Annotated in this window: 22 protein-coding genes; 17 read left to right on the plus strand and 5 right to left on the minus strand. The window is 43.9% G+C overall.

From position 1 onward, the window contains the following. Nucleotides 1–44 precede the first annotated feature (44 nt). The 6 genes from ABDD94_RS07075 (at nt 45) to ABDD94_RS07100 (ending at nt 7,558) form a co-directional block, all read left to right on the plus strand. Nucleotides 45–533, plus strand: coding sequence for a hypothetical protein (locus ABDD94_RS07075; protein ID WP_345955256.1), 489 nt, complete (start codon nt 45–47; stop codon nt 531–533). Nucleotides 534–536: 3 nt separating this feature from the next. Next, entirely contained in the window at nt 537–1,340 is an 804-nt protein-coding gene (locus ABDD94_RS07080) for an SOS response-associated peptidase family protein (protein ID WP_345955257.1), read from the plus strand. Between the two features lie 244 nt (nt 1,341–1,584). Beyond that, on the plus strand, nt 1,585–3,405 hold the full coding sequence (locus tag ABDD94_RS07085; RefSeq protein ID WP_345955258.1) for a DUF262 domain-containing protein: 1,821 nt from the start codon (nt 1,585–1,587) through the stop codon (nt 3,403–3,405). After that, a complete protein-coding gene (locus tag ABDD94_RS07090; protein ID WP_345955259.1) occupies nt 3,392–5,716 on the plus strand; it encodes a DUF262 domain-containing protein in 2,325 nt (774 codons plus the stop codon). Before ABDD94_RS07085 ends, ABDD94_RS07090 begins: the two co-directional genes overlap by 14 nt. A gap of 154 nt (nt 5,717–5,870) precedes the next feature. Further along, nucleotides 5,871–6,680, plus strand: coding sequence for a Shedu anti-phage system protein SduA domain-containing protein (locus ABDD94_RS07095; RefSeq protein WP_345955260.1), 810 nt, complete (start codon nt 5,871–5,873; stop codon nt 6,678–6,680). Nucleotides 6,681–6,736: 56 nt separating this feature from the next. Continuing rightward, nucleotides 6,737–7,558 (plus strand): hypothetical protein, encoded by an 822-nt coding sequence (locus ABDD94_RS07100; RefSeq protein WP_345955261.1) that lies wholly within the window; start codon nt 6,737–6,739, stop codon nt 7,556–7,558. Between the two features lie 144 nt (nt 7,559–7,702). Here ABDD94_RS07100 and ABDD94_RS07105 read toward each other — a convergent pair whose 3' ends face one another. The 3 genes from ABDD94_RS07105 to ABDD94_RS07115 all read right to left on the minus strand — a co-directional run bounded on the left by ABDD94_RS07105 (nt 7,703) and on the right by ABDD94_RS07115 (nt 11,134). Beyond that, nucleotides 7,703–8,923, minus strand: a complete 1,221-nt coding sequence (locus ABDD94_RS07105) for an exodeoxyribonuclease VII large subunit (protein WP_345955262.1) — start codon at nt 8,921–8,923, stop codon at nt 7,703–7,705. Nucleotides 8,924–8,989: 66 nt separating this feature from the next. Next, nucleotides 8,990–9,430, minus strand: a complete 441-nt coding sequence (locus ABDD94_RS07110; protein WP_345955263.1) for a hypothetical protein — start codon at nt 9,428–9,430, stop codon at nt 8,990–8,992. Nucleotides 9,431–9,466: 36 nt separating this feature from the next. Next, the gene (locus ABDD94_RS07115) at nt 9,467–11,134 is read right to left on the minus strand and encodes a DUF4209 domain-containing protein (protein ID WP_345955264.1); all 1,668 of its coding nucleotides are present in this window, start codon (nt 11,132–11,134) and stop codon (nt 9,467–9,469) included. Nucleotides 11,135–11,177: 43 nt separating this feature from the next. Here ABDD94_RS07115 and ABDD94_RS07120 point away from each other — a divergent pair, with 43 nt between their 5' ends. The 3 genes from ABDD94_RS07120 to ABDD94_RS07130 are packed head-to-tail and all read left to right on the plus strand — an operon-like array spanning nt 11,178 to nt 13,942. After that, complete coding sequence (locus tag ABDD94_RS07120; protein WP_345955265.1) at nt 11,178–12,038, plus strand: hypothetical protein; 861 nt, start codon at nt 11,178–11,180, stop codon at nt 12,036–12,038. A 3-nt stretch (nt 12,039–12,041) separates the two neighbouring features. Further along, nucleotides 12,042–12,986, plus strand: a complete 945-nt coding sequence (locus tag ABDD94_RS07125; RefSeq protein ID WP_345955266.1) for an AAA family ATPase — start codon at nt 12,042–12,044, stop codon at nt 12,984–12,986. Continuing rightward, a complete protein-coding gene (locus ABDD94_RS07130; RefSeq protein WP_345955267.1) occupies nt 12,986–13,942 on the plus strand; it encodes a hypothetical protein in 957 nt (318 codons plus the stop codon). The genes ABDD94_RS07125 and ABDD94_RS07130 overlap by 1 nt, the downstream gene beginning before the upstream one ends. A 30-nt stretch (nt 13,943–13,972) precedes the next feature. On the opposite strand, the gene ABDD94_RS07135 is transcribed toward ABDD94_RS07130, so the two are convergent. Beyond that, the gene (locus ABDD94_RS07135; protein WP_345955268.1) at nt 13,973–15,838 is read right to left on the minus strand and encodes a DUF4365 domain-containing protein; all 1,866 of its coding nucleotides are present in this window, start codon (nt 15,836–15,838) and stop codon (nt 13,973–13,975) included. Nucleotides 15,839–15,966: 128 nt separating this feature from the next. Continuing rightward, on the minus strand, nt 15,967–16,182 hold the full coding sequence (locus ABDD94_RS07140) for a hypothetical protein (RefSeq protein ID WP_345955269.1): 216 nt from the start codon (nt 16,180–16,182) through the stop codon (nt 15,967–15,969). A 165-nt stretch (nt 16,183–16,347) separates the two neighbouring features. Here ABDD94_RS07140 and ABDD94_RS07145 point away from each other — a divergent pair, with 165 nt between their 5' ends. The 8 genes from ABDD94_RS07145 to ABDD94_RS07180 all read left to right on the plus strand — a co-directional run bounded on the left by ABDD94_RS07145 (nt 16,348) and on the right by ABDD94_RS07180 (nt 24,747). Beyond that, nucleotides 16,348–16,947 carry a hypothetical protein gene (locus ABDD94_RS07145; RefSeq protein WP_345955270.1) on the plus strand — a complete coding sequence of 200 codons (600 nt, stop codon included), beginning with the start codon at nt 16,348–16,350 and terminating at the stop codon, nt 16,945–16,947. Nucleotides 16,948–17,189: 242 nt separating this feature from the next. Continuing rightward, nucleotides 17,190–17,471, plus strand: a complete 282-nt coding sequence (locus ABDD94_RS07150; protein WP_345955271.1) for a hypothetical protein — start codon at nt 17,190–17,192, stop codon at nt 17,469–17,471. A 12-nt stretch (nt 17,472–17,483) separates the two neighbouring features. Beyond that, nucleotides 17,484–17,726, plus strand: coding sequence for a hypothetical protein (locus ABDD94_RS07155; RefSeq protein WP_345955272.1), 243 nt, complete (start codon nt 17,484–17,486; stop codon nt 17,724–17,726). Nucleotides 17,727–17,736: 10 nt separating this feature from the next. Beyond that, a complete protein-coding gene (locus tag ABDD94_RS07160) occupies nt 17,737–18,030 on the plus strand; it encodes a hypothetical protein (protein WP_345955273.1) in 294 nt (97 codons plus the stop codon). Between the two features lie 66 nt (nt 18,031–18,096). Beyond that, complete coding sequence (gene vsr / locus ABDD94_RS07165; RefSeq protein WP_345955274.1) at nt 18,097–18,474, plus strand: DNA mismatch endonuclease Vsr; 378 nt, start codon at nt 18,097–18,099, stop codon at nt 18,472–18,474. Nucleotides 18,475–18,550: 76 nt separating this feature from the next. Next, complete coding sequence (locus tag ABDD94_RS07170; RefSeq protein ID WP_345955275.1) at nt 18,551–20,131, plus strand: DNA cytosine methyltransferase; 1,581 nt, start codon at nt 18,551–18,553, stop codon at nt 20,129–20,131. Nucleotides 20,132–20,140: 9 nt separating this feature from the next. After that, nucleotides 20,141–21,676, plus strand: a complete 1,536-nt coding sequence (locus ABDD94_RS07175) for an ATP-binding protein (RefSeq protein WP_345955276.1) — start codon at nt 20,141–20,143, stop codon at nt 21,674–21,676. Beyond that, entirely contained in the window at nt 21,676–24,747 is a 3,072-nt protein-coding gene (locus ABDD94_RS07180; protein WP_345955277.1) for a Z1 domain-containing protein, read from the plus strand. Before ABDD94_RS07175 ends, ABDD94_RS07180 begins: the two co-directional genes overlap by 1 nt.

Here is a 24,747-nt window from a genome sequence, read left to right on the forward strand (position 1 = left end):
TAGCATTTTGTTTATATTTGAAAATAATTTTAGAGTTGGGCTAAATGACTGATAGCTTGTTTTATAATCCATTTCTGCGCATTAAGGAAGACTCCTTGAAGAAACTCATGGATGCAGGTAATCCTTATGTGGTCATCCAACGCTTTCCATGGCCGGGCCAGCCGTTGCAAAAAACTTTTTTACTGTCGGCATATGCAGATGAGCAGGAAGCGCAGTCTCATGAACAGGAATTAAGACCGAATGAAGGTAAAGCACAAAACCTGCTGGACCTGAACCAGTACCAAACGGTTGTTAAGCTCTTAAAAAACGAATCCGGCGTTACGATGTTCTTCAATAAAACAATAGATGTCCGTCATGAAAAACGGCTGCAGAAAGCCTATGTGAAAAATGTTTCTGCGTATATTCACTATATCCGCATGAAAAAACAAGATCACTATGATGTGCGTATATTTGTGGTGTACGGCCGACTGAAAGCAGAAATCACCTCTGGTGACCAAAGCCATACGGCCCTTTTTTATGATATGATCAAATAGCTTATGTGCAGAGATATCAGCTTTCATTCAGAAATACAAATCGTCACCCAGGATTTTAAAGGCATTCAACTGGCCCCCAGTTTGGCGCATTACCCTAATGAAATGTTGCACGTAACCTGCGAGGTATTGCCTACGCATCCTATCGTTGTTAATAGGAAGGCTTTAGTGTTAGCGAATATGAGTTGGGGCGTGGTACCAACCTTTATTGACGAACCTAACGAAAGGCAAAAGCAGCGACTCAACTACGTTAACGCCCGGTCGGAAAGAATTATCGGTGATAAAAAATCTTACTGGTATAGGATTCGTAATAACCGTTGCCTGATTCCGGTTACCGGCATCTACGAACACCGGGAAGTTAAAGGCTTTAAAAACAAGATCCCTTATCATATCAGCCTCGAAGGCCGCAAGCAATTCTATGTGCCCGCACTTTACCAGGTTAGCCAGGAAGTAGATCAGCATAGCGGCGAGTTCTACAATGTCGCATCTTTCACGATGATCACCCGGCATGCCAACGATAAAATGCAGTGGATACATAATGCCGGCGACAATAAGCACCGTATGCCATTGTTCCTAACACCGGAAATGGAACATGCCTGGGTACTGGATGACCTTGGTGACGACGACATGGATGAGTTCTTTCATTTTGAAATGCCATCCGATGCTGTCGCACATCATCCCGTATACTCCATACGCAGCCGTAAACCAAAACCGGAAGGTATAATACCGGACGCGTATTATGACTGGGGTAAGAAGTTGCCAGTTTATGGGCAGGAAGAACCACCGGCGGACCAGGTCAGCCTCTTTTAGATAATGGAAGTTATGGTAGACCATGATTGGTTGCTGTGACGGGTTTTGGTTGTCATGCCAGGTTAACGCCATATATCATTACGTAAGTGGGAAACGGTCTGACTTATTCAACCCGTAACGAATCTTTTGCTCCCACTTTTGTTGCTCTTCGGATTTTGAAAGGCTCTATAATCAAATCGCCAATTTGCTAAATAAAATCCTTTATCATTAGCTTTAGCGCATGATTGAAAATACCATCGGTCTCATGCCCGTTAGCGAATTACTTGGAAGATGTTTTTTTGTACCGGCTTACCAACGCGGTTATCGCTGGACAGAAAGACAAGTAACCGATTTACTCGAAGATATATACACCTTTGCCAAAAAGACGGAAAAGACTCCGGGGGAATTTTACTGTCTCCAGCCAGTCGTCGTAAAATTCGATGAAGAAAAGAATTACTATGAGGTAATCGATGGCCAGCAAAGGCTGACAACGATCCGGATACTGCTGGTCTATCTGCAAAAGGAACATCACCACGGCCAGCCGCTTGAAAAATATTATGGCAAAAAGTTGTTTAAATTAGTTTACGAAACGCGTCCAGATCTAACACCTTTTCTGGATAACATCATTGCAGACGAAACTAACATTGAATTCTACCACGTCTATAAATCCTATGACTATATAAGTAATTGGTTCGCTGAAAAAGTCCAGTCCGGCGAAATGTTTTATGAACTGTGCGACACTATTATTAAAACACTGGTCTACAATCAGAAACATAACAAGCAGGAAGGCGTCGTTCAGGTGATCTGGTATGAAATGCATCCCGGAAGCACCAATGCTATTGATACATTCATCCGTATTAATCTTGGCAAGATTCCGCTGACCAACGCGGAGCTGATTAAAGCACTTTTCCTGCAAGAGCGTAATTTTGGTTCAAGTGAGGCTGCCAGGCTTATGCAACTGGAGATTGCTCAGGAATGGGACAACATCGAAAACCAGTTACAGGATGAAAACTTCTGGTGGTTTCTGAACAAATCCGGTAACAGCGCTTCATCTCATATCGAATTCATTTTTGATATTATGCAAACCGACATCGTTGGAGAAAATAAAGAACTGGATAAAGAGATCGGCAATGATAAAGACCGCACCTTCCGCTTTTTCAGTAAACTTTTTGGTAACGAGCCGGACTATGAGGTGATCAAGGCGAACTGGGATCGCGTGAAGGAATACTTCGCTACCTTTAAAAAATGGTTCGATAATCCTAAATGGTACCATTACATTGGCTTTTTGATCTATACCGGTAAAACTGTTGAGGAAATTCTTAAACTACTGAACAAAAAAAATATTCTCACCAAAGAAGATGCAGACAGAGAATTAATCGACACGATCAAAAAAGAGTTCGAACACCTCGATTGGGAAAAAGTTGACGACGAATACCACCTGAAAGTAACCTATAAAGAAGGTAGCGAACTTCTAAAGCGCTTTTTCCTTTTGTTTAACCTTGAATATATCGTCCGCAAAGCCGGGCAGGAAAATCTTGTTTACCGTTTTCCCTTCAAAGCTTTTAAAACAGTAAAAAAGAAAGGCGAGGAAAATAACTGGGACATCGAACACATCAACGCAGCTACGGATAACCAGCTGGAAAAATGGGAAGATCAAAAGACTTGGTTACTGAATGCCATTGAAGATGTAAAGGAGATGCCGGAACCCCTGCAAACTACGGTCCGTCACTTTCTTAACGTCGCTAATGGGGAAGGTTTCGAGTCACTCCATGAACAGGTATTGTTAATCTCCGGGGAAACGAATATGGAAGAAAGATTAAAACACAGTCTCGGTAACCTCACTCTGCTGGACGCAGGAACTAACCGCGGATACGGCAACGCGCTTTTCACCTCAAAGCGGCGCATAATTATCGAAAAAGATAAAGCGGGCACCTTTGTGCCGATCTGTACAAAGCATGTTTTTTTGAAATACTTCGATGGCAACCCCAAAGCCACCTGGACAGGGGATGACGTAAAAGCTTACCGCAATGCCCTGGAAGATACTATGTCTGTTTTTCTAAAACCCAAACCTCATGAAAACGCATAACCTGCTCGACCTGTTAGGCGGCACAATTATAATAACCACACCGGATGGTGACCATCCGCGAAAGATAGATGGCATTACGATCCCGATTATACAGCGCGATTACGCCCAAGGACGTCCGGATGAGGACCTGATCAGAGGACGGTTCCTTACCGCATTATTTACTGCTCTTGAACAGGATAATGGGTTGGAGCTTGATTTTATTTATGGCTCAGTCAAAAAAGGAACGGGTGAAACAGAAATGTTCCTTCCACTCGACGGTCAGCAGCGCCTGACCACACTCTTCCTGCTTTATTGGGTCGTCTCCAACAATGAACTCGGCACACATGACCGCCAGCTTTTCTGCGCACAGCTGGCCAGATTCAGTTACGCCACCCGCTCCACAGCGAGAGACTTCTGCCAGAAACTTGCTCACCTGACTTTTACGAGCGATGCTGCAGGACAGATCAGGAAAGCTTACTGGTTCCACAATGGTTATGCGCAGGATCCTACAGTGAAAGCCATGCTGCGCACCATTGCTGACATTGAGGCGCGATATGCGAACTGCGGGTCACCTCTTTTCGCAAGTTTGGCCAGACTGTGCTTTTATATTCTGCCGCTCGATGGGTTCAGACTCACCGATGAACTCTATATCAAAATGAACGCGCGCGGTAAGCAGCTGACGGGTTTCGAAAACTTTAAGGCCGATCTCATCGGCTGGATGAAGTCGGACGAAAACCCCGATGCAACGAAACTTGCACGGCAGGTTTCCTATGGTAAAACGTTGATGCCGCATTACCTTGCAATCGCCTCCAAGACTGACAACAGCTGGACCGACATTTTCTGGCCGGTTGCAAGGGCGCAGCCAAAAGAAGAAGATAAGATCGTCGACCCCTATTACTTTCGTTTTATCAACCGTTACGTACTCAACGAATTTATAGTCCGTTCCGACCGCAGTGCGGCACAAATTGAAACGTCAGAGACCTTTACCCAGCTATATGGCGATAAAGGCAGCGACGCTTTGCCGCGTTACCGGGAGTTCACCTATTACCGGCCTGTCTTTTCCGGGGATTTTGCCGGCCGTTTCGAGCGGGCTATGGACCAGCTGGCAATTCACCAGGAAAGCATCCGTGCAGCCCTGAATACATCCCTGAACAGTACACCCAATTGGTTTATTTATGATGAAAGCATCAGCCAGGTGCAGCGAATCCTGTTAGCGGCGGTTACCGGATATCTGGAAGAACACACTTATGACATTCAAAAATTCAAAGAATGGATACGGGTGGTCTGGAATATCATAATCGACCCCGACATCAGGAGCATCGGTGCCATGATCGCTGTTATGAAAACAGTAGCTTCCCTCGCAGCGGGCAGCGGGGATATTTATGCTTACTTTAAGACACCGGAGTTTACAGCGCTGGCAGAAAGAAGCGGTAATATCCAAAAGGAACAGCTGGCAGAGGAGAAACTGAAAGCCGGATTATTCGAAAACGAAGGGTGGGAACAAATTATCAAAAAAGCCGAAGCCCATCCGCTTTTCCAGGGCAATATTGGCTTCCTGTTGCTCGGCGATCCAACCCTGGCCGAATTCGAACACAGATTTGCCACCTCGGCTCTGCTGTTTAGTCATTACGGCGCAAACAAGGCCTTCAGGCAGGATCGCGGGCTGTATCGTTACCTTATAAGCGCGTTGCCGGACTGGTCAGCGTTGTATGCGTTTACCTACGCTGATGACTTCCAGAACTGGCAGCTAATTCTTCGCAGAAATCAAATTGCCAAAACAATCATCAATGAACTTTGCGGCTGTGAAAGTGAAGCTGCCATGCAGCATGTAATCAACGCTGGTATTAACCGGTCATCAGCGATATCCGGCTGGGATAACGGGAACGCTAAATTAAGGCTTATCCATACGAACCTGTACTTTGACGAGCGTTTTGTCGACTGGACGCAAAAGGAGAATAAGCTTACTAAAGTAAAGGAACTTTACGGTCATCGTTATTTGATCAGGCCGAGCGCCTGGTTTGATAAGGTCATGATCGACAATCGCAGAAACGAGGTCATCAACCTCTTGTGCCAGCACCACGGGGCAAGGACCGAAAATCGCTGTGGTTCTACACAGTTCTTCTGGGGCGAAGACATCAATGTTTACATTACACGTAACGGCCATCAATATCTGCTGGAATTCACCCGCGACATAAGGCTCCGTATCAGGATCGCCGCCGAGGCAGACGGCCTGACCAAGTGGACGCCTTATAAGGCCTTTGACGAATTAAGGCTGGGAAGCACCGAAGAAGCTGCAGAAACAACTTTAGAAATTGTTAATAGTCTGGAATGAGATTCATCGGCCACGGCAAACAAGTCACTTATGTTTTTTAGTATCATATTAACTGATGGAAACAGCTGATTGTTGTTGCAAAAGTTCAGGTGGCAGTATTGTCAATTGCAGCAACTGAGCAAAAGCTTATCTTTATCTTCGCTGAAACATAGTTATGAACGACAATAAATCTCCGGAAACTGAAATCCTTAAGGCCGCTGAAACTAATAATGATATTGTTGACCCGGCGAAAGCCGGGGATAAAACCGAACAGGATGAAGTTATTACAACTACTCCTGAACAACCGGAAGATAAACAGGAAGTTCCCAATGATGAAGGTAGTTCGCCATGGGATATCGCTAAAGCGGAAAAGGACTTACTTGCCTCCTTTGCTAATGACTCAGAAACTGATCTTTTGAAAGTATTGAAAGATAACAGCTTTCTCTTTTATGATCTCTACGACAGAAAGTATGGGATACAGCCGGTCTTCAGGGAATTAAACTTTGGAGCCGAATTCCGCTGTGATTTTGCATGGTTAAATGATAAGTCTTCCGGCCCGGAATGGGTGCTTGTCGAACTGGAAAAACCCAAAATGTCCTTATTTAATGCAGATGGTAAGCCAACTGCCAAATTGCAGGGAGCATTGGAGCAGGTCAAAACCTGGGATCAGTATTTTGAGGAAAATAAAGGAGAGGCAAAACGCATTTTCGGTGCGGTGGCAGAATTCAGGTTTATTTTGGTTGCAGGTTCCGGTGAACATTGGGGAACTGAACACGCACAAAAATGGCGTATTTACAACCATAAGAGGTTTCACATTGAGATCAGGTCAATGGACACTTTTTTAAGAGCAATCAAAGTTGCAAAAGAGCATCCTGCGGAACTCTGGAGTTTTAAGGAAAAGCCCGTCACTTTGCCCCATACTCGGTTGGAGAGTTACTGGCGCGACTACGACTACATGGACAGATGGCGGCAAGTCATTGATTAATATGATTAAGTTATTGTATAGTAATTTTAAACGCTTACTAAACTATTAATCAATTTATGCCCTGGATACCTGAACCATTGATGGCAGAAATATGTCAGATATTTACTGACGCAGACCATCGCACCCGGAATGATTTTAGTATAAATGAAGTTGTTAACGAACGTGATTACCTTAGTCGTTTTCTGACCCTTGCAGCTTATCCCCGTGTTAGCGGCGGCAATAAATATAAAGGCATTTACAACATTTCATGCAGCGGTGACAGCGTTGAAAGAAAGCACGGTATTGATGCGCTGTTTGCATTCAAATATAACGGGGAAATTAAACTTGCTGTCTGCGAATGTAAAATTGAAAAACCCAATTTTGACAATGGCCGTTTTGCCCGTCAACTCAATAAGCAGCGCAGATTATTAAGAGCCAACCCGGAAATTGTTGCCTTTGAAATGTTTTTTCACCGACAGCACAGGCCCCCTTACGATCCTCACTTAAGTTCTATCTGTCTGCTTGATCAGATTGACAACTATATTCGTATTGCGCGCGGCGGAAGGCCCATTACTCATTGGGTTCTGGCTGATTTGGATAGTCTGTTTACCCATCTTGTTCCATGGCCGGGTTTTCTGAATATTGGCAGCCTGATCTGGCACTTACTTGAATGCAGAATTGGGATACGGATACCTGAAAGTAATTATGGCGCAAGAGCTGCCTCTGCTGCCTTTAACAACAGGGAGGACGGCTTTATGCAGGCGACCAGAAATCTGATAAATAACATAACTGGCCGCGATTACAATTATACTCAGGTAGTGGAATATTGCAGGACATTTGATTTTGATGCAATTTGCTGCATTGATTTAAATCAGGTCTCGTCAGACCGGTCACTATAAAGCTTTTGTTAATAAACCGGTTAATGATGCTAACGCAGCAAACGGATTTTGATCCGCAGGATATCTGCTGTCGCATAGTATAGCTGCAAAATTCCGTGATCCTGCTTTCAAAACTATAGCCGTTACCGGGATTTTTGGCTTTGGCTAATGACTCTTAATCAGCATACCGATTATGATGCCAAGGATTACAGCGATGATAACCGCTGTCCAGTTAACCGAGGATTTGTTCTCGAGTTTGGATAGCTGGGCTTTATAATTGTTAACCTGGTCATTAAATATCGCCTGCTTTTCATTTTGCAGCTTTTGGCTTTCGCCCAGTTGCTGGTTGTAGGTATTAGTCAGCAAACTGATCTGGCTGTTTAATCCGTTAATTTTTTCACTATACACCTTTTCGAGGTCCTCGTTGTTTTTCTTTTTAAGTTCTTCAACTGCTTTAATCTGCTGTTTCAGATTATTGATTTCTTTTTCATAATTAGCTGTTAGCTGTTTCTTAACCGACTCAACTAATTGCGCCCTTGAATTTTGCACTTCCTCAATAGTCTGATTATAAGTATCATTCAGGAACTGACCAAATTCAGATGGTGTAATGAATGCCTTGTCAGCAACTTTTTGAAGCAATGTTACATCATCTTTATGTCCAATAGCTGTTATCAGCAAGGCATTTAATCCGGTCGCTTTTTCGGCTATCGCAGGCTTATTAAAAATTTCGAGGTTTTCTCCGCCACCCCGTGAAATAACGATAATGTCTGTTCCCTGTTCGTCCAGCTGATTAAGGGTCTTGATAATTTCAGTTTCCGAGCTTAGGTTGATGCGGTGAAAATCGAGTTGATAAAAGGCGATAGATTCTCTGAGCTGATGTTTAATGTCGTTGTCAATAATTGCATTTTTGCCGACAACCACACCGATTTTAAACGGATGTTCCTGAATGATCTTCTCTTTTATCCAGCTTTGCACATCCCGGAAGCCCGCTGCTGCTTTTTCCTGCTGGATCTCTATCCGTTTTATTTCTTCTGATGAATACTTATTTAAGGTTTGGTCAACCAAATCAGTTACCGTTAACTGAATATCGATGCGGCTGGCGTTGTTAACCACCCGTCGCGTTATAAAACCGTTTATAGTGATTGTTTTGTTATGCTGCATCTCATTACGGATAAGAGCAGGCACAATCAGGGTAATCTGCGCATCGGAAGATTCGTCGCGGAGGCTATCATAATAAGAACCATTGTAAAAGGCACCTTTACCTAACTGGAAAATACCTTTAAGCTGTATGATCCTTTGGGTTTGTTTTAGGGAAATTGAATTATTAAAAAGATTAAGCACCGCAGCGGGTGAGTAAATAACAGGTGCCTGGTTTTCTGCTTCCATTACCGTAAAATTATTAAAATTATCGGTTAACAGTCTTGGGTGGTATCAGGGAAGCATCCCGGTTAGCTATAACTCATCAAGCTTTCGTTCTTCCTCATCTGAAAAGCGGACATGCTGTGACAGGTCCTTAACCATTTTACGGGCGAAAACAGCGCCGTCCTCTTCGCTTTTCATTACATCGTCATCTCCAAGATCGGCATTTTGGCCGTATATAGCCTGTTTCAAATCGCGGCGCTGCTCCATCTCTTTCACCTTATCATCAACCTTCTCCACCATAGAATAATCAGAGGTACCGTTTTCAGCAAGGTCGCGGAAATCCCGGTAAGGATTAAGGTTAACCTTCATCACCTTTTGCATCACCTCTCCCCATTGCAACAATTCTTCTGCGGTATAATCAGGGTTATTCTTCTTTGCCATGTATTGAACCATAGCCAGATATTGTTCCGGTGTGCCGTTGAACCTGCGGCCAAAGCCGAGTATTTTGCTGATAAATGACAGGAATCCCATAGGCGTAAATGTTGGCTAATGTAAAATTAGCGATTTTTAGGATAGCGCGGTTATCTCTTTTAAGAGATATTTATCGAGATGCAAGCTCAATTTAAGGGCCAGCCACCAGGTATAAAACCCGGCGGGTGCAAAGAATTGTCCAGTGGCGTATTTTCCGTGGGCCACCAGGTTCCGGATATTGTTGCCGAACGATTCATTGAGTAAGCCTTCCAGGTCAAAGATCAGATCCTCGTGTAAAATACCGTTCAAGTGGTTGAAATAAAATGCCAGGCTATTTTCGGTTTGAATATCTTCAGTCAGCTTTCTGGTGATGACCCCATAGGTTTGCAGCACATGACGCAGCCCGTTCTCTATTTGGGGGATCAGTAGATGTGCCGCAACCGCAAAATTGCCGCAGAAACCATGATAAAGGCCGTGGGTGTAGATATCCAGCCGGTCCTGCGGGATAAATTTACTGTGGCTGATCAGCCAGAATACTTCGGGTTCGCTGATTGCACATTTATCCGAAAATTTATCGTAGGCTGGACGAAGCACCATTTTGCAGTGAATGTCTCTGATCATTGCGGCATCTTTATAGATCAGATCGCTATTGTCTGCGCTAATGGCAACAGTATTTCCCTCTCCATCAGTCATTGTTGATCCCATAAATTTAAGGTGCAGGAATTGGTCGGACTTACCCTTCAGATCTTTGACAAGTTCCTGCTTAACAGGAAATTCGCGGTCGATCATCCAGTAAACGGCCTGGAATAAATGGCTGAATTCTGGCATTTCAAATTCCGGCTTATCTAATGGAATGGCGGGTAATGCACCGATCAGCTGGTGCTGGGCTGCCGCTTTCTTCAGGATTTCAACCAGCTTCTTCCGGAGTGTTTCCGTTTCGGCATCCTTAATTCCCAATTGCTGAAAATGACGGATGCCTTTCTTATACAGGTCAGCCACCATATATTGCAGGGCATTCATACGGTGGTCGTAATCGTCTGCTTCCAATATATAGCCCCTGGCAACTTGGGTACCATAGTTAACTGCATCTGCAGGGATCAGTAAAGCCAGCACATGGTTACATTGCCGGTAACGTTCAAGTTCACGTGATTCAAGGAATGGCTGAACCGCATCCTTTACCTTTTGAATGAACAACTGGTACGTGGTCGGTTCCAGTTGCAATGGGATCATTTCTTCGGCAAGTTTGGTGATAGAGTAGCAATCTTGCGGCATATCTGCGGCAAGTATTTCCTGTTGGATTGGCAGCACATATTTATCCAGTAGAGCCAATCTTCCCCTACCTAAGCCAACTAATATGCGTAAGATGCGGATGTACCGATCTCTTTTGGTGCTTAGTGTATTGTCTTCTTCGATAAGCGACAGGTAGGTGTCAATGGCCTTTTGAGCGTTGTTAAATTTGTCTTGCTTGTTGACCTGTAAGATGTCATAAAAGTAGGCCCGGATATAAGGGTTGATGATCCTGGGGCTAATGTCGGCTAACACCGCCAGTGTTTCTTGTCCTGGCCGGTGTTCATTGATCTCCTTAACTTTGCTGTTGCCGTTTAATAAACCCAATTTGAGTATGGCATCCAGGTAAGCGAATAAGTCCCGTTCAGGGCCTTGCAGTTCATGATCTTCCAGCTTTTCTTCGGTAAATAACTGTATATAGCCAAGCCCATGGCTGGCTGTAAAATGATGGTTCAAAAGGCTGGCTGCATCGGTCATATCAATCGGTAAGGTTTTCCTATCTTTAAATTTCTAAATTTATATGAAGATCGCTGCAATTTACATTCCGGAGGGCAACTTATCGATAATTTTTGGTGAGGGGCATCAGGAAGTCACTATTAACCTGGGTGGCCGCAACCTCTATCAATTCAAAAACGGGGAACTGAATTCCGTAGAGCTAAACCGGTATTATATTGACGACCTGCTGAGCAGTGACATCCCCCTGCTGAGTTGTTTAGTGGGTAATAATGGCGGCGGCAAGACGACCTTGCTGCAATACATAGCCAACGCATATTATTGCACTTATGTGCTGGAGGAACAGGATGGCAGTTATGAGCTGACCCGGAATATCGAGAAGATTCACCGAATTTATTTTACGCCTTATCTAAATTACAGTTCATTAGATGCTGCCCGGAATAATTACAAGGATCTCACTAAACTCACGCTGATGAAACTGGATAATCACGGCGACAGTGGCTTACTGGATGATTTTTTAGAAGCCCATAATTCAGAAAACACCAAACGCTGGATCAAATTCAACCATTTTTATAAGAACCGCGAGTTTACAAAGATAACTTTGCCGGTATTCCATGAGGTGACTTTAAGCCTGGGGTATTTTGATACCAGTATTCATAAGCCGGATAAATTTAATGATACATCCTATCAGCTGCGACCTGCCATTACCCTGATCTATGAAAAGATTAAACAGGAAGCATCCGAACGGGAAATACAAATGGGCAAGAATTTTACAGGCGATATTCGTGGAGAAGAAGCCAAAATTTTTTCCAATGGCATTCGGTTTGAATATGACCTGTTTGAAACGGCATTGGGTAAATTGGTGTCCCTTTTGGAAAGGGCCGGAAACCATTACCTGGATGAGGGCATCATCCCCGAAGATTTTTAAAATGTGCTTGAAAAACTGACCGTTAGGGAAGCTTTTCAATGGTTCCTGGAAAACACCGGGGTATATGCAGGTAGCGAACAATACCTGTTTGTACAGCACCTGACTTTACTGGAACTGGTGGATTACGTGCGGTCGCTCGTAAACGAAGATACTCTGACGGATAATTGGCGGACAATAGTGATCAACGAAGCCCAGGCTTTACGGGTGATCCAATTATACGATGCTTTCAATGTTTCTTTTATTGGAGAGTGGTTTAATTTCGACACCAAACCGATGTTTAAGTTCAAACCCGAGATCAATGTCAGTTCCGGCGAGCAGTCCTTTTTAAATTTATTCAGTACCCTATACGATCATGCCGATAATATCAAAACGGGCGTTGACATTGATAGATATTCTTCCAATTCACTGGAAGGCATTGAAAAGGACATCCTGTTACTACTCGACGAGGGAGACAATGCCTTTCACCCACAATGGAAAAAGGAGTATGTAAAATACCTACGCGAGATCATACCAATCATTTTCGAGGGGTATCAAATACAGATCATCATTACTTCCCATGATCCGCTTACCTTATCCGATCTGCCAAAAAATAACGTGGTGTTTTTGGAAAAAACTGACCAGGTAACGAAAATCGGCAACTCTGGTTTTAAACGCACCCTTGGTGCCAATATCGCGGATTTGCTGAAGGATTCCTTTTTTATGCAGGATGGGCAGATCGGCTCGTATATTGCCGAAGTGATTGACTTCATTATTGAGGATATTGGCGCTGGTCGTCTGACGGAGGAAAGGCAGATCGCTATTGAACGGATAATTTACTGTATCGACGAGCCCATTATTAAGTTCAAACTGGCCGAAATGTTATCCGAGGCGTTGGGTGATCAAAGTTTTGAGGCGCGCCTGATCGATGATGAAATCAGCAGGCTCCGGGAAAAAAGGAGGCAAATCTGATGTTTTATATCGACCAAACAACGCCTTCTTTTTTGCAGGCCAGGGACGAACATTATACCAATGTCCGGTATGTGATCAAAAAGAAGTTATTGGGCAAAAGATTTTCTGAGGACCATCCGAAAGGACTGGATAAAAGAATAGATGAGGTAACTGGAATTCATTCTACCGTTGCCGCATTTTTGAATGATGAAACGAACTTAAAAGACCTGCTTATCGGTTCTCCTGATGTACTTAACCACTTCAAAAAAAGGTTTTCCAGTAAGAAAGCTATTGCCAGCATTAAGGCATTGATCAGGTATGATGCCTTTATTGACAAAAGCGTTGACAAAACCTTTGGATTTTATCATGGCTACCATCTGGCGGAAAATTTAGGGATACAAACCTGCATCTATTGTAACCGGCTATATACCCATACAATCATTACTGAAAACCGGGAATTTATAGCCCGGCCAACCTTTGATCATTGGTTCCCGCAAAGCAGCTATCCGTTATTGGCTTTATCATTTTATAATTTAATTCCCAGCTGCAATGTCTGCAACAGTAGCATTAAAGGCGCTTTGCCTTTAGCGTTAAAAGACATTTTTCATCCTTATCTGAAACATCCTGAAACGGAAAAATTGCTATCGTTTAAATTTTCCTACACGCTGGAAGATCACCTGGTGGCAAAAAGCAAAATAGTTTCCGGTAATGATTTTACAGCTAATAGTATCAGGGCCATGAAGCTAAAGGAGATATATGCGGGTCATCTCGATGAGATCAGGGAATTGATCTACCTGAAGAAAGCTTATTCAGCCTCGTATATCAGCTCCCTAAATTCTATTTTAAAGTTAACCCTTTCGACAGACGAGATTTACCGCCTGGCTTTTGGCGTTTACCTGGATGATGATCAATTGAATAAAAGGCCGCTGAGCAAATTGAAAAAAGATGTGCTGGCCGAATTGGGTATCATTCCCTGATATTCAGCTTCGGCGATTGCGTTTGCGTTGCTAATACGTGTCTTGCACTTCTTCCTTACTCTTAAAAAATTGCTTCAGCTTTTTCGTGACCTGTTTATTGATCAGGCAGTAGGTTGGGGATAGTTCAAACAGGAAGTCCAGCGTTTCCACGCTTACCGACAGGATTTTGTAATGCACGCCATTGAAGTCGCAATCCCATTTTTCCATTTCAAACCGTTCTTTCCGGCTCACCGGGCAGACCGGATCACTTTGCTTAAAGAAATAGCTTTTGGGAACTACTTCCGTGTCCGCATTGAGTTTATAAACCTCCAGAAAGGGTTGTTTGGCCGGGTCATCATCAAATACCAGCACGTAGAAGATCGTATTAATTTCGTCGTAAAAATCCAGTTCCTGCTGTAAATGCCGGAAATTCTGGTAAACATATTTTTGATACAGCCGGGTGAAGTTTTGAAAGAACAGCTCCAGGTTTGCGATGATTGCAGGCATTTTCCAGTTGGCCCAGTCGAATTTCATATTGATCTTCGGTCCCATTTCCGGCTGGTACATTCTGATGGCATTTTGCTCGCCGGATTGCAGCAGCAGGTCAAGGTAATAGTAGATCAGTTCCATATGATACAATTCTGAACTGACGGTTACTTTAACTGCGGGTACAAAATCGGCTTTAAGCAGGCTGATAGCATTCTCCTTACGCCTGGTCAGATTCGGATGTGGTCTGGTATTTTTAGTGCTGTCGATATTATAATTAAAATCTTTAACCCAATCCGCGAAGTTGTAGTTCTGCGCGATCTCCACCGGCAATGCCTCTTTCAGTATAAAATTTAACTGCTTCAATGAGTAGGTATCTTGCTCCGGCTCAAAGCCCAAAGTTACTTGGAACGAATCGATGAAATTGACCAGGTATTCATGGGCAATCACCGGCTCATTTACCGGGAGATTATATTTTTCCATGATGCGGAAAAACTCCGATTTGATGAGTGAATAACTGAGCGCTTCGGGGTTATTCCTGATGGTATTTTGGCTGATATGGGCAGAATAACTCAGTATGGTACCATCAAACAGCGCCTCATGCCGTTTAAAAAATGAATCAGCTGCTAATTCCCGGATGATCGGATCGTTACGGCCCGAATCCAGCGGAATCAATACAAAGGCACAGCGATCTACGGAATAGGAAGCAATGCCGATACCAATTTTCCAATAACGGGCGTACAGGGTTTGTTTCATGACCGCAAACTCGGTATCCAGTATCGTGTTATAATGATTTAAAAAGATATGGATTTCTGTCAGGGCCTCCGGACTTAAGCTGGACGGACGCAAGCCTTCCTCCAATTGTTTTAACTTGGTTTCCAGCAAGCCTTTTTCCTGCAATAAGCCGTTATAACCCTTGACCTTCGTTTGTGCCGCCCGGATTAGTTTTTCCCATGCCGCTAAATAGGCATGGTTTTGCCCGTCTAAACAATTTTCATAAGGTATCTTAATACTTACACTTTCACCAGTAATACGTTGGTTGGCATCAATGATGACATCCTCGTCTACAGAAAGCCAGAAAGCTTTTTTTTGCGCATTATTTACCGCGACCAAAATAACCGGTAGCACGCTGTCACTGCAATACTTCAGGAAATGTTTAGCACACTGATATTTAGGGGTGATCAGGTCATCATCCGCCAGCGTTTTCAGCTGAACCTCGATTTTCCCGATAGGATGCTGGTGCTGATCTGTTAATTCGATATGCCCGTCCGTATTAGGGTACTTGTCCATAACCCGGAGGTCCGGCTTAACATAAACCGTACTGAGTAAGGACTCGAAAGTGATTTTAGACTGCAGTTCCGTAGGCGAAGTTTTTGGATACGGCGCAGGGAAACTATCAGCTATCGGTTGATCATCATTTTGCAAAGTCATTATAGGTTTAAAGATACAAAATGATTTAGATGGTCATTCCTTTTTAAAAACCTTCATACCTCCGTTAACATTATTCAGTGGGTTCGGGCATTGCCTGCGGCCCGCGCTGTCCGCTGTATCTTTTTTTCCTAAAAAAGGATGCCGCTTTCATCGCTAATGCGGCCATGCCTGCAATCAGTTTCACTACTGTTCAACAGATTACCGGCCGCGCAGCAAAAGCCAGCCCGCCGTTTAGCCACCGCACAGTCCAAATCGGTCCGTACGCTGCGCTTTACCAGCCGATTTTGCGCGCCCAACGGCATGCTGGCCCTTGCTCTTGTCCCTTTCATAATGGGTTGCTTCATTTTTCGATTAAACAGGCTTCCCAACAATTTCAGTTTTTTAACCGCAAAGGTAAAGCCCCCTGCGCCGCCGTCAAGGGTGTATGAAACCCAGCACCAGGCCGGGCCCTTGACAACTGCGCACTGTGCTTTTAAAACCCTTGCATTAAAAAACTAAAATGTAATGTTATGGAAAGCCTGCTATTAAATCTTCAATCAAAAAATCAAATCACCGATTACATGAAAGACAACCACATGGTTGCTTACGAACGGGGTATCTTTCAGGAAATGATCGCTGCTATTAAAGCGAAAGATCAACAACAACTGGATTGGTTCCGCAGCTTCGGTGATTCATTCAGAAAAATAACTATGAATGTATATGCTTATCGTAAAGGCCTTGAATTCGGGTTTACGGAAATCAGCTTTGATAAGTACGATTGGTTTACACGCCCCGTGTTTTTAGATAGAGAAGAATTAGTATTTGGTGATAAACTCCATTGCGGTAACCACAGCCTGATCTATTTAGGCAGAGGTGCAAACCACATTTGGACATACGGTATGAACTATAGCTATGGTGTAGCAGGCGGTTGCTATGGCCTGTCGGTCTACGGCAAACAATTTGGAAGCCGTGATGCTGCCTTCAATCATGCATTGAATGAATTAAAGTCCATGATGACAAAAAAGCTTGGTAGTACCGACACCACCAATGATAAACAGCCAGTGATCATTGCTACGTTAAGAGAAATCGAAAAAACACAGGTAAATATGATCCAGTTGAGCCTTTTCTGAAAGGAGGCTTTTCCCGGTTTTTATTCCTGCCTGAAAAAAAGGACGGAATCTCAGGTGTTAGAAAAATTGTTAATAAATATCACTGATAATGAGTTAATTACTTCATATTTTTTTGGTAAAACGAGGGATATTTGTTATATTTATTGTAAAGATTTAAGAGGTTTATAGTGATATTTTATGCTGATATGTAAATCACCAGTGATAAACCCGGAGGCATTCATCATAATTATTTAATTTTGAAAATGGACATTTCATTAATCCCGGTAAAGCCGGGGCAGATATGCAAGATTGTTTCGGATGTGCCGGACATGGAAGAGGAAGAAGTTTATATCGTTGCGGAAGATCCGGCTGACTTTAACGAAGACGATGAGATTTTAGTGGTCGGGCTTAAAGAACTGCAGCGCAACGCCAGAAACCCGGATAATGCTGAACGAATTGGGGTTAGAAAAGATCAGCTTGTGGTAGTTGCGGTGGACCTTGAATCATATATTCATTCCTGGAATGACAGGGACAATAAAAAATAAATTTCATTGAGCATGAGCTTCTGGAAAAAAACAGGATATTCTTATCAGTCGGTCGTCGAAATTAGCGAACCTGCTTTGCTGCAACTGGTAAACGGACTGACCAGAACTGATATTATCGAGTGGCTTATGTGGAACGATCCGAACGGCGTTTACAGTGATGAACAGTCACTAAACGAATTCGGGGCAATCATGTCCAGGGAAGAAGGCCTTGAAATTATGCTGCGGCAGGCGGAAGAAAACCGGATAATAAATTAAATAATCAACTATGATCACCAAAATAAAGACCCTTGAAGACGTTAAGGAATTTGTTCATCAGCTGATGGCTGAAGGCCTGAACTATCATCCCGATGATGATTTTGACAATTACGTCAGTATGCAAACCGGCGACCCTTCCTACACACCAGCAGAGGCATTGCTGAGAAATCAGTTAAATGATAAGTGTTTTGAGGTTTGCGAAGCTGCCGGGGCTGATATCTATGATATTTCTATGGAGATATTCCTGAAAGAAACGGGACTTGATGAATTTATCCCCCTGCCTTCCCAGGCATTGCCCGAATAGTGGCACTGTCGTTGCTGTGATCTTTTTATGACGGATGTTCACTCCAGAGAAACCAGAAGTTTTAATATGTCGCGTATCCGCAGTAAGGATACCAAACCCGAACTGATCGTCCGCAAATTTTTATTTTCACGCGGCTTTCGCTACAAACTCCACGATAAATCACTTGCCGGCAAACCCGATATTGTACTTCCGAAATATAAAACCGTCATCTTTGTTCACGGTTGCTTCTGGCACGGCCATGAAGGCTGCCGCTATTTTGTGGTTCCGAAAACCCGCACGGAATGGTGGCTGAATAAAATCAATACGAACATCAATAAAGATGCGGCATCCGTTTCCAGACTCCGTGAGGCAGGCTGGAAAGTGCTGACCCTATGGGAATGTGACCTCAGAAAAAACACCGCTGACAGCACGCTGGATAACCTTTTAAAAGAATTGCACACATGAGCCTGCGCGCTGCACACACAATATTATTGTTGTAAGCATTAATATTTCTATCTTAGATTTTTACTTTAAAAAATCTATGCCTTTCCCCATCATTGATTTGTTTGCAGGCCCTGGAGGACTGGCTGAAGGATTTAGTTCACTGACTGAAACGGATAATGAACGCGTATTCAAGATCAAACTTTCTATTGAAAAAGATACCCATGCGCACGAAACACTGACGCTGCGTTCATTTGTACGCCAGTTTCCGTTTAAACAGCTGCCCGAAGAATATTATAAGTTTCTTCGCCGCGATATTTCCATCGCAGAATTGTATCAGTGTTACCCAGAAGAATATAATGAAGCCACAAATGAAGCGTGGCAGGCTACACTCGGCGATACACCGGAACCGGAAATTGACAGGCGTATCGAAGAAAGTCTTAATGGTGAAACAAACTGGGTACTGATTGGCGGCCCACCCTGTCAGGCGTACTCCCTTGCCGGGCGCTCGCGTGTTGGCGGCATCCAGGAAGGTGATCACCGCGTACATTTATATAAGGAATATCTGCGGATCATTGCCAGGCATCAGCCTTCTGTTTTCGTAATGGAAAATGTGAAGGGCTTGCTTTCTGCTGAATTAAACGGTGAGAAAATATTTACCAAAATATTAAATGACCTTCAGCATCCATCATCAGTTTTCCCAGAATTCAACTCGTCAGGCTATAAAATATATTCACTTATCAGATCAAATATCAAAAGTGATTCCGACTACCTGATTAAATCGGAAGATTATGGAATTCCCCAGAAACGTCACCGGGTAATTCTGCTCGGCATAAGGGAAGATATTCAAATCAAGCCTTCGACACTGAATCCTTCAAAAAAGGTGGATCTCAGATCGGTTATTGGAATGCTGCCGGCTGTACGCAGCGGAATTTACCGGGAGTTCACCCATACTGACATCGTGGTTTCAGGAAGCGTACAGAAAAAGAAACGTAACTATAATAACCTGGAAGACTCTTACCCCGCATGGTCTGAAAGGATATCAAAATATACGGAGGAACTGCTTAAAACATTCAGCGGGCTGAAATACGACATCGAATTCAATCCGGTTTACCCGCAGATAACCGGTAAAGAATATTATGAGGTGTCCGGTGATACCTTGCCGCAAAACCACCCGCTCCACGACTGGTACCTCGATCCAAAGCTCAATGCAGCGGTACACCACATATCCAGAGGGCATCTTACCCTTGATCTGAAGCGTTATTTATTCGCGGCCCTGTATACCAAATTCTTTCATAAATTTCCCAGAATGGAAGATTACCGAAAATTTGGTGAAGATCTTATTCCCGACCACGAAAATGCAGAGTCCGGTAAATTTAACGACCGTTTCCGGGTCCAGCTGCCAAATGAACCGGCAACTACCGTGACCAGCCATATTTCCAAAGACGGCCATTACTTTATTCATTATGATCCTGATCAGTGCAGAAGTCTAACGGTAAGGGAGGCTGCGCGGATACAAACTTTCCCGGACAATTACTTTTTTTGCGGCAGCCGGACACAACAGTTTCACCAGGTTGGTAATGCGGTGCCGCCGTACCTTGCCTACCAGATCGCAAACGTGGTCGAATCTATTCTTGTTCCTGAAAAGGCAGCAGTAAACAATGATCTTGTCCTGTTTTAAACAATAACTATGAAGAAACAGGAAGAACCAAACCAGCCCGGTGAAAGATATGAGGAAGTACCCCCAAACCCGGAGTATCTTATCAAATCAATTGCAGAGCAGGGCTATTCGCTGGAAACCTCACTTGCTGATCTTATAGACAACTCCATTTCAGCAGACGCACGTCATGTCGAGGTAATCATCAATACAGATGCGGAACCATTTGTACTGTTCCTGGCGGACGATGGCACAGGCATGGACGAGGAAACGCTCAAAAAAAGCATGCACTTTCCGAGTTCTTTTCTTGAAAATGTACGCTCAGTTAAAGATCTGGGCAGGTTTGGTCTTGGCTTAAAAACGGCCTCATTTGCACAGTCCCGCAAATTTACCGTATTATCGAGAAAAAAAAGTGCCACGCACTTTTACGGTCGTACCTGGGATGTAGACTTCCTTAAGAAATCAGAAAAATGGCGGATAATCGTTAACACCCCGGAAGAAGTAAATGAACTGCTTGAACAATACTATGGTTTGAGCAATAACTTTCTGAACCGGCCTGAAAACTTTGACGCGAATACGATAGTTGTCTGGCATAGTCTTTATAAGTTCGAGGAATATCTCGACGAGGAATCGCGGAGGACAACGATTAAACATCAGATCAGTGAAATCACAACGGAATACCTTTCCTTGGTATTTCACCGGTTTCTGGAACGCAAAAACAGCCCCCTTCTGATCCGGGTAAACAACAGGGTCATACAACCGTTTAATCCTTTTCCCGGCGAACAGGATTTCCGGCCGATTCCGAATAAACAACGATGGCTGAAAGAGGATGTTGTTAAAATGGAAGGATTTATCCTGCCGTCAAGAAGTATAGATGAAAGCAGGGAATACGGTTCTGTGTGGGCAACAAAGTCAAGGGGCCTTATGGACCTGGAAGGTATCTACGTTTACCGGGCTGACCGCATAATCGTTTTCGGCGGCTGGAATGATGTGATCAGGAAATCGCCTATCCTGCGGCTTGCCCGCTTAAGGGTGGAGGTAGGAAATAAAGTAGATCATTTGTTCCACCTCAATGTCGCCAAATCACAGATCGTTATTCCTTTTGACCTGAAGAGCGCATTTCTACGCTATGTTGTTCAGCTGAAGGCGGAAGCGGAAAGAGAGTACTACAATCGGGGCATTCAGCAGTTTGCAAAAAAAGGCAAAAAGGACAATTTGCAGCTTTTTGAGAAAAAAGCTACTTCCAAAGGAGTTGCCATGGAAATCAACTTCGATTTCCCGCTTCTCAAATCGCTGAGAACCGGTTTGAACAGTGAACAAAATTCGATGCTGGATTTCATTATCAAAATGGTAAACACCACGGTTAATACCGTCAGACATGCGCATGATGCAAACGTATTTACCGGTGAAAAGGAGAAAGATGGGATTTCCGCAGATGATATCATTAAATCAATTACTGTCCTGAAGAGTAGCGGAGTATCGAATAAATACATAAAGGATAACATCCTGAATGGGTTGGGTTATACCGAATCCTCACTGCCCGAAGAAATACTAAACCTGCTGAACTGATGATTAACCGCAATTACACCGACGAACTCCTAAAATTCATTGATTCGGAAGTAGCAGAACTGCGCGAAGGTAACAATCCGCTGACCCGCGCATTTTTTGACAATCCGGAATTGGAAACAAAGGCCAGATCGGCAATAGATATCATTTCGGGCTTATACCGATGGACGAAGCTGACGGATGAAGCGTTTAAGAAATGTTTTCAGACAGCAGTCAGCGAGTACCGCGCTAACAACGCTACTGACATCACGGCAAGCATGTCCCTGCAAAAATCCTGGAAGGAATCCTGGCTTAACGAAACAAGGATAAAAAGCACGAATTGGCATTACAGCGACCGCTATTTCCGCTATCTTAAGGATGATGGCAGACCGGATAAGATCGTAGCCGAAACACAAAGATCATCCCTCGAAATTCTCAAAAAAATTGGCGACCCGAAGGAGGACAAATCCTTTTTTATCAAGGGGCTGGTGATGGGCAGTGTGCAATCCGGAAAAACTGCCAACTTTAATGCGGTTATCAACGGTGCCATTGATCTGGATTATACGCTCATCATCGTGTTGTCCGGGATAATGGAAGATCTCCGGGTGCAGACGCAGCTCAGAATCGAAAACGATGTGATTGGCTGGGGCGTCACCGATCTCGAAAAAGGAACCGTTGATTTTAAGGGGGTCGGAAATATTCTGAAGTTCGGGGAACTTGGCGATAATTCTATCCGGCAGGTTATCATTCCTACCTCGCCGAAAGCTGATTTTAACAAAAATATCAAAGCTGCCGAATTTACGCTGAACTACAAAAATGTACTGGTATGTAAAAAAAACAGCAGCGTTTTAACTAATCTTCTTTTATGGTTGAGCGACTACCTTAGTGAAAACAATGACAAACACGGCATTCCTTTCCTGCTGGTTGATGACGAAGCCGACAACGCATCATTGAATAATATGGGGCACCAGGGTCGCGAGTATGCCACTAAAATTAATGGTCATATCCGGGCGCTGCTTGGCCTGTTCAAGCGGAAAACCTATATCGGATATACGGCAACCCCTTTTGCAAATGTCCTTCAGGACAGAAACGAAGCCCCCGATGGCAAATGGCAGGTAAAGACTAAAATAAATGGCTTGCCGGTAGTGAAGGAATTTGCAATGGTGCCGAACTTGGCACCAGATGATTTTATCGAATTACTGTTTCCCCCATCCGTTTACGTGGGTGCGAAACACTTTTTTGAAACGAGAATTGAGGAAGTCAAAAAAATTGAGCCGCTGGTCGCTCCCCCGGTTACCGATCACCTGGATGCTTTTCCATCACGTGTCTTTAAGGAAACAGGATTGCCCTCTTATAATTATGAACCCGACAGCCGCGCGTCAAAAAAGGATGATCCCTATCCCCAATATCTGCCGAATTCGCTGAAGGAGGCCATCATGTGCTTTATTATCTCCACAGCGATTCGGCTGAGCAGGCGATCCGAAATGATAGATTCCAAATTGTTCCAGCCGCATAATACCATGCTGATTCATATTTCAAGGTTTACAAACTGGCAGAACACCACAAAGGATCTGGTAAAAAAATATGCAGAGGAACTGTTCACCAGGCTTGATACCGATCTGCCCAGCAGCGCTGGCTCCATCTACAGTGAATTTGAAAGGATCTGGTTCAAATACTATGCGGAGGTAGTCAGAAATATCCGTACCTATCTTGCCGAAGATTACGAAGATGAATTTTTAACCGTCAGGGAGTTTGACAATATTAAGGAACTGCTGATTTCGGCAGCCAGCGGCATTCAGGTGCTGGCTATCAACAGCGCCACAGAAGACGAACTGGTTTATACCAAGAAAACGGAGAAAAAATACATCGCCATCGGTGGTAACCGTCTTTCGAGGGGGTTTACCCTGGAAGGATTAACGATCAATTATTTTATCCGCAGCACGGATTACGCCGATACCCTGCTTCAGATGGGCCGCTGGTTCGGCTACCGTCCCGGTTATCTGGATTGCTGCAAACTGTTTACCACCAGGGAAAATATTCACAAGTTCGACACGGTGACGGTAACCGTGGAGGAACTGGAAGAAGTATTTAAAGAAATCAACCGCAAAAAAGGGCGGCCCTCAGATTTTGAAATAAGAGTGCGGAATAACCCGAAGGTAATTAAGATCACCCGCGCTTCTATTCTAAAAAATGCGGAAGATGTCAAGCTCAATTACAGTTCGGGAATTGAGCAGTCGACAAAATTCATCATCAATAAGCAAAGGATCGAAAAAAGCTGGGCAGGTTTGTCGGCGCTAATTAGATCGGTGAACTGGAACTCCCGCGATGATATCGATACCTGTTTTTATTCAACTGATTCTGCCGGGTTGTTTCAATTTCTTGACCTTGAAAACTCCTTTTTCGATTTTGATCTGCAAGGGGTTAAAGAGTATGTAACGCTTTGCAACGCCCAGGGGAAACTGACGAACTGGACGATTGGCATAAAGCGAAACCGCCATGCAGTCACTAAAATCCCCCTGGATAAAGCTGTTTCAGGCCTGCCCGCGGATGTCAACCTGTCCATCAGACGGGGGCCAAAAGAAGGTTCACCTTCAAGAGACGAACTGCTGTTCAGAGAGGTATTTAAAGTATCAGGCCGCTCCGCACAGATCGTAACATCAGGTGCCGATTTTGCACTGACACTTGACCCTGGTCAGATCGCGAAGGTCAAAAAGAGTTTCCTGAACCGGAAAATTAAAGAATTCACAGATGCGGGAATGTCACCAGCTGATTCAAAAAACAAAGCGGAGGAAATTCAGACCATACCGGATAAGGATTACCGCTATGAAATGGATGAAAAGGACGGTATTCTGATGATCTACCTGATTGATTTGGAGCGCGTTTTTGAATCGGAACGCAATGTCTTGGATAAAGAACTGCGGGACAAAGCTGCGGAACTGAACCTTGACCTTAAAATACCGCTCTTTGGCTATGCCCTGGGTTTCCCTGACGTGGGAGCTGATATTGGCGGAGATTACCTGCGGTACAGGGGAATGAATGAAGAAAACGAAGAAGAACAGGAAGAAGAATTTATTGACGCACTTAATGAAGAATAA

The organism is Mucilaginibacter sp. PAMB04168, from assembly GCF_039634365.2.
Lineage (GTDB): Bacteria > Bacteroidota > Bacteroidia > Sphingobacteriales > Sphingobacteriaceae > Mucilaginibacter.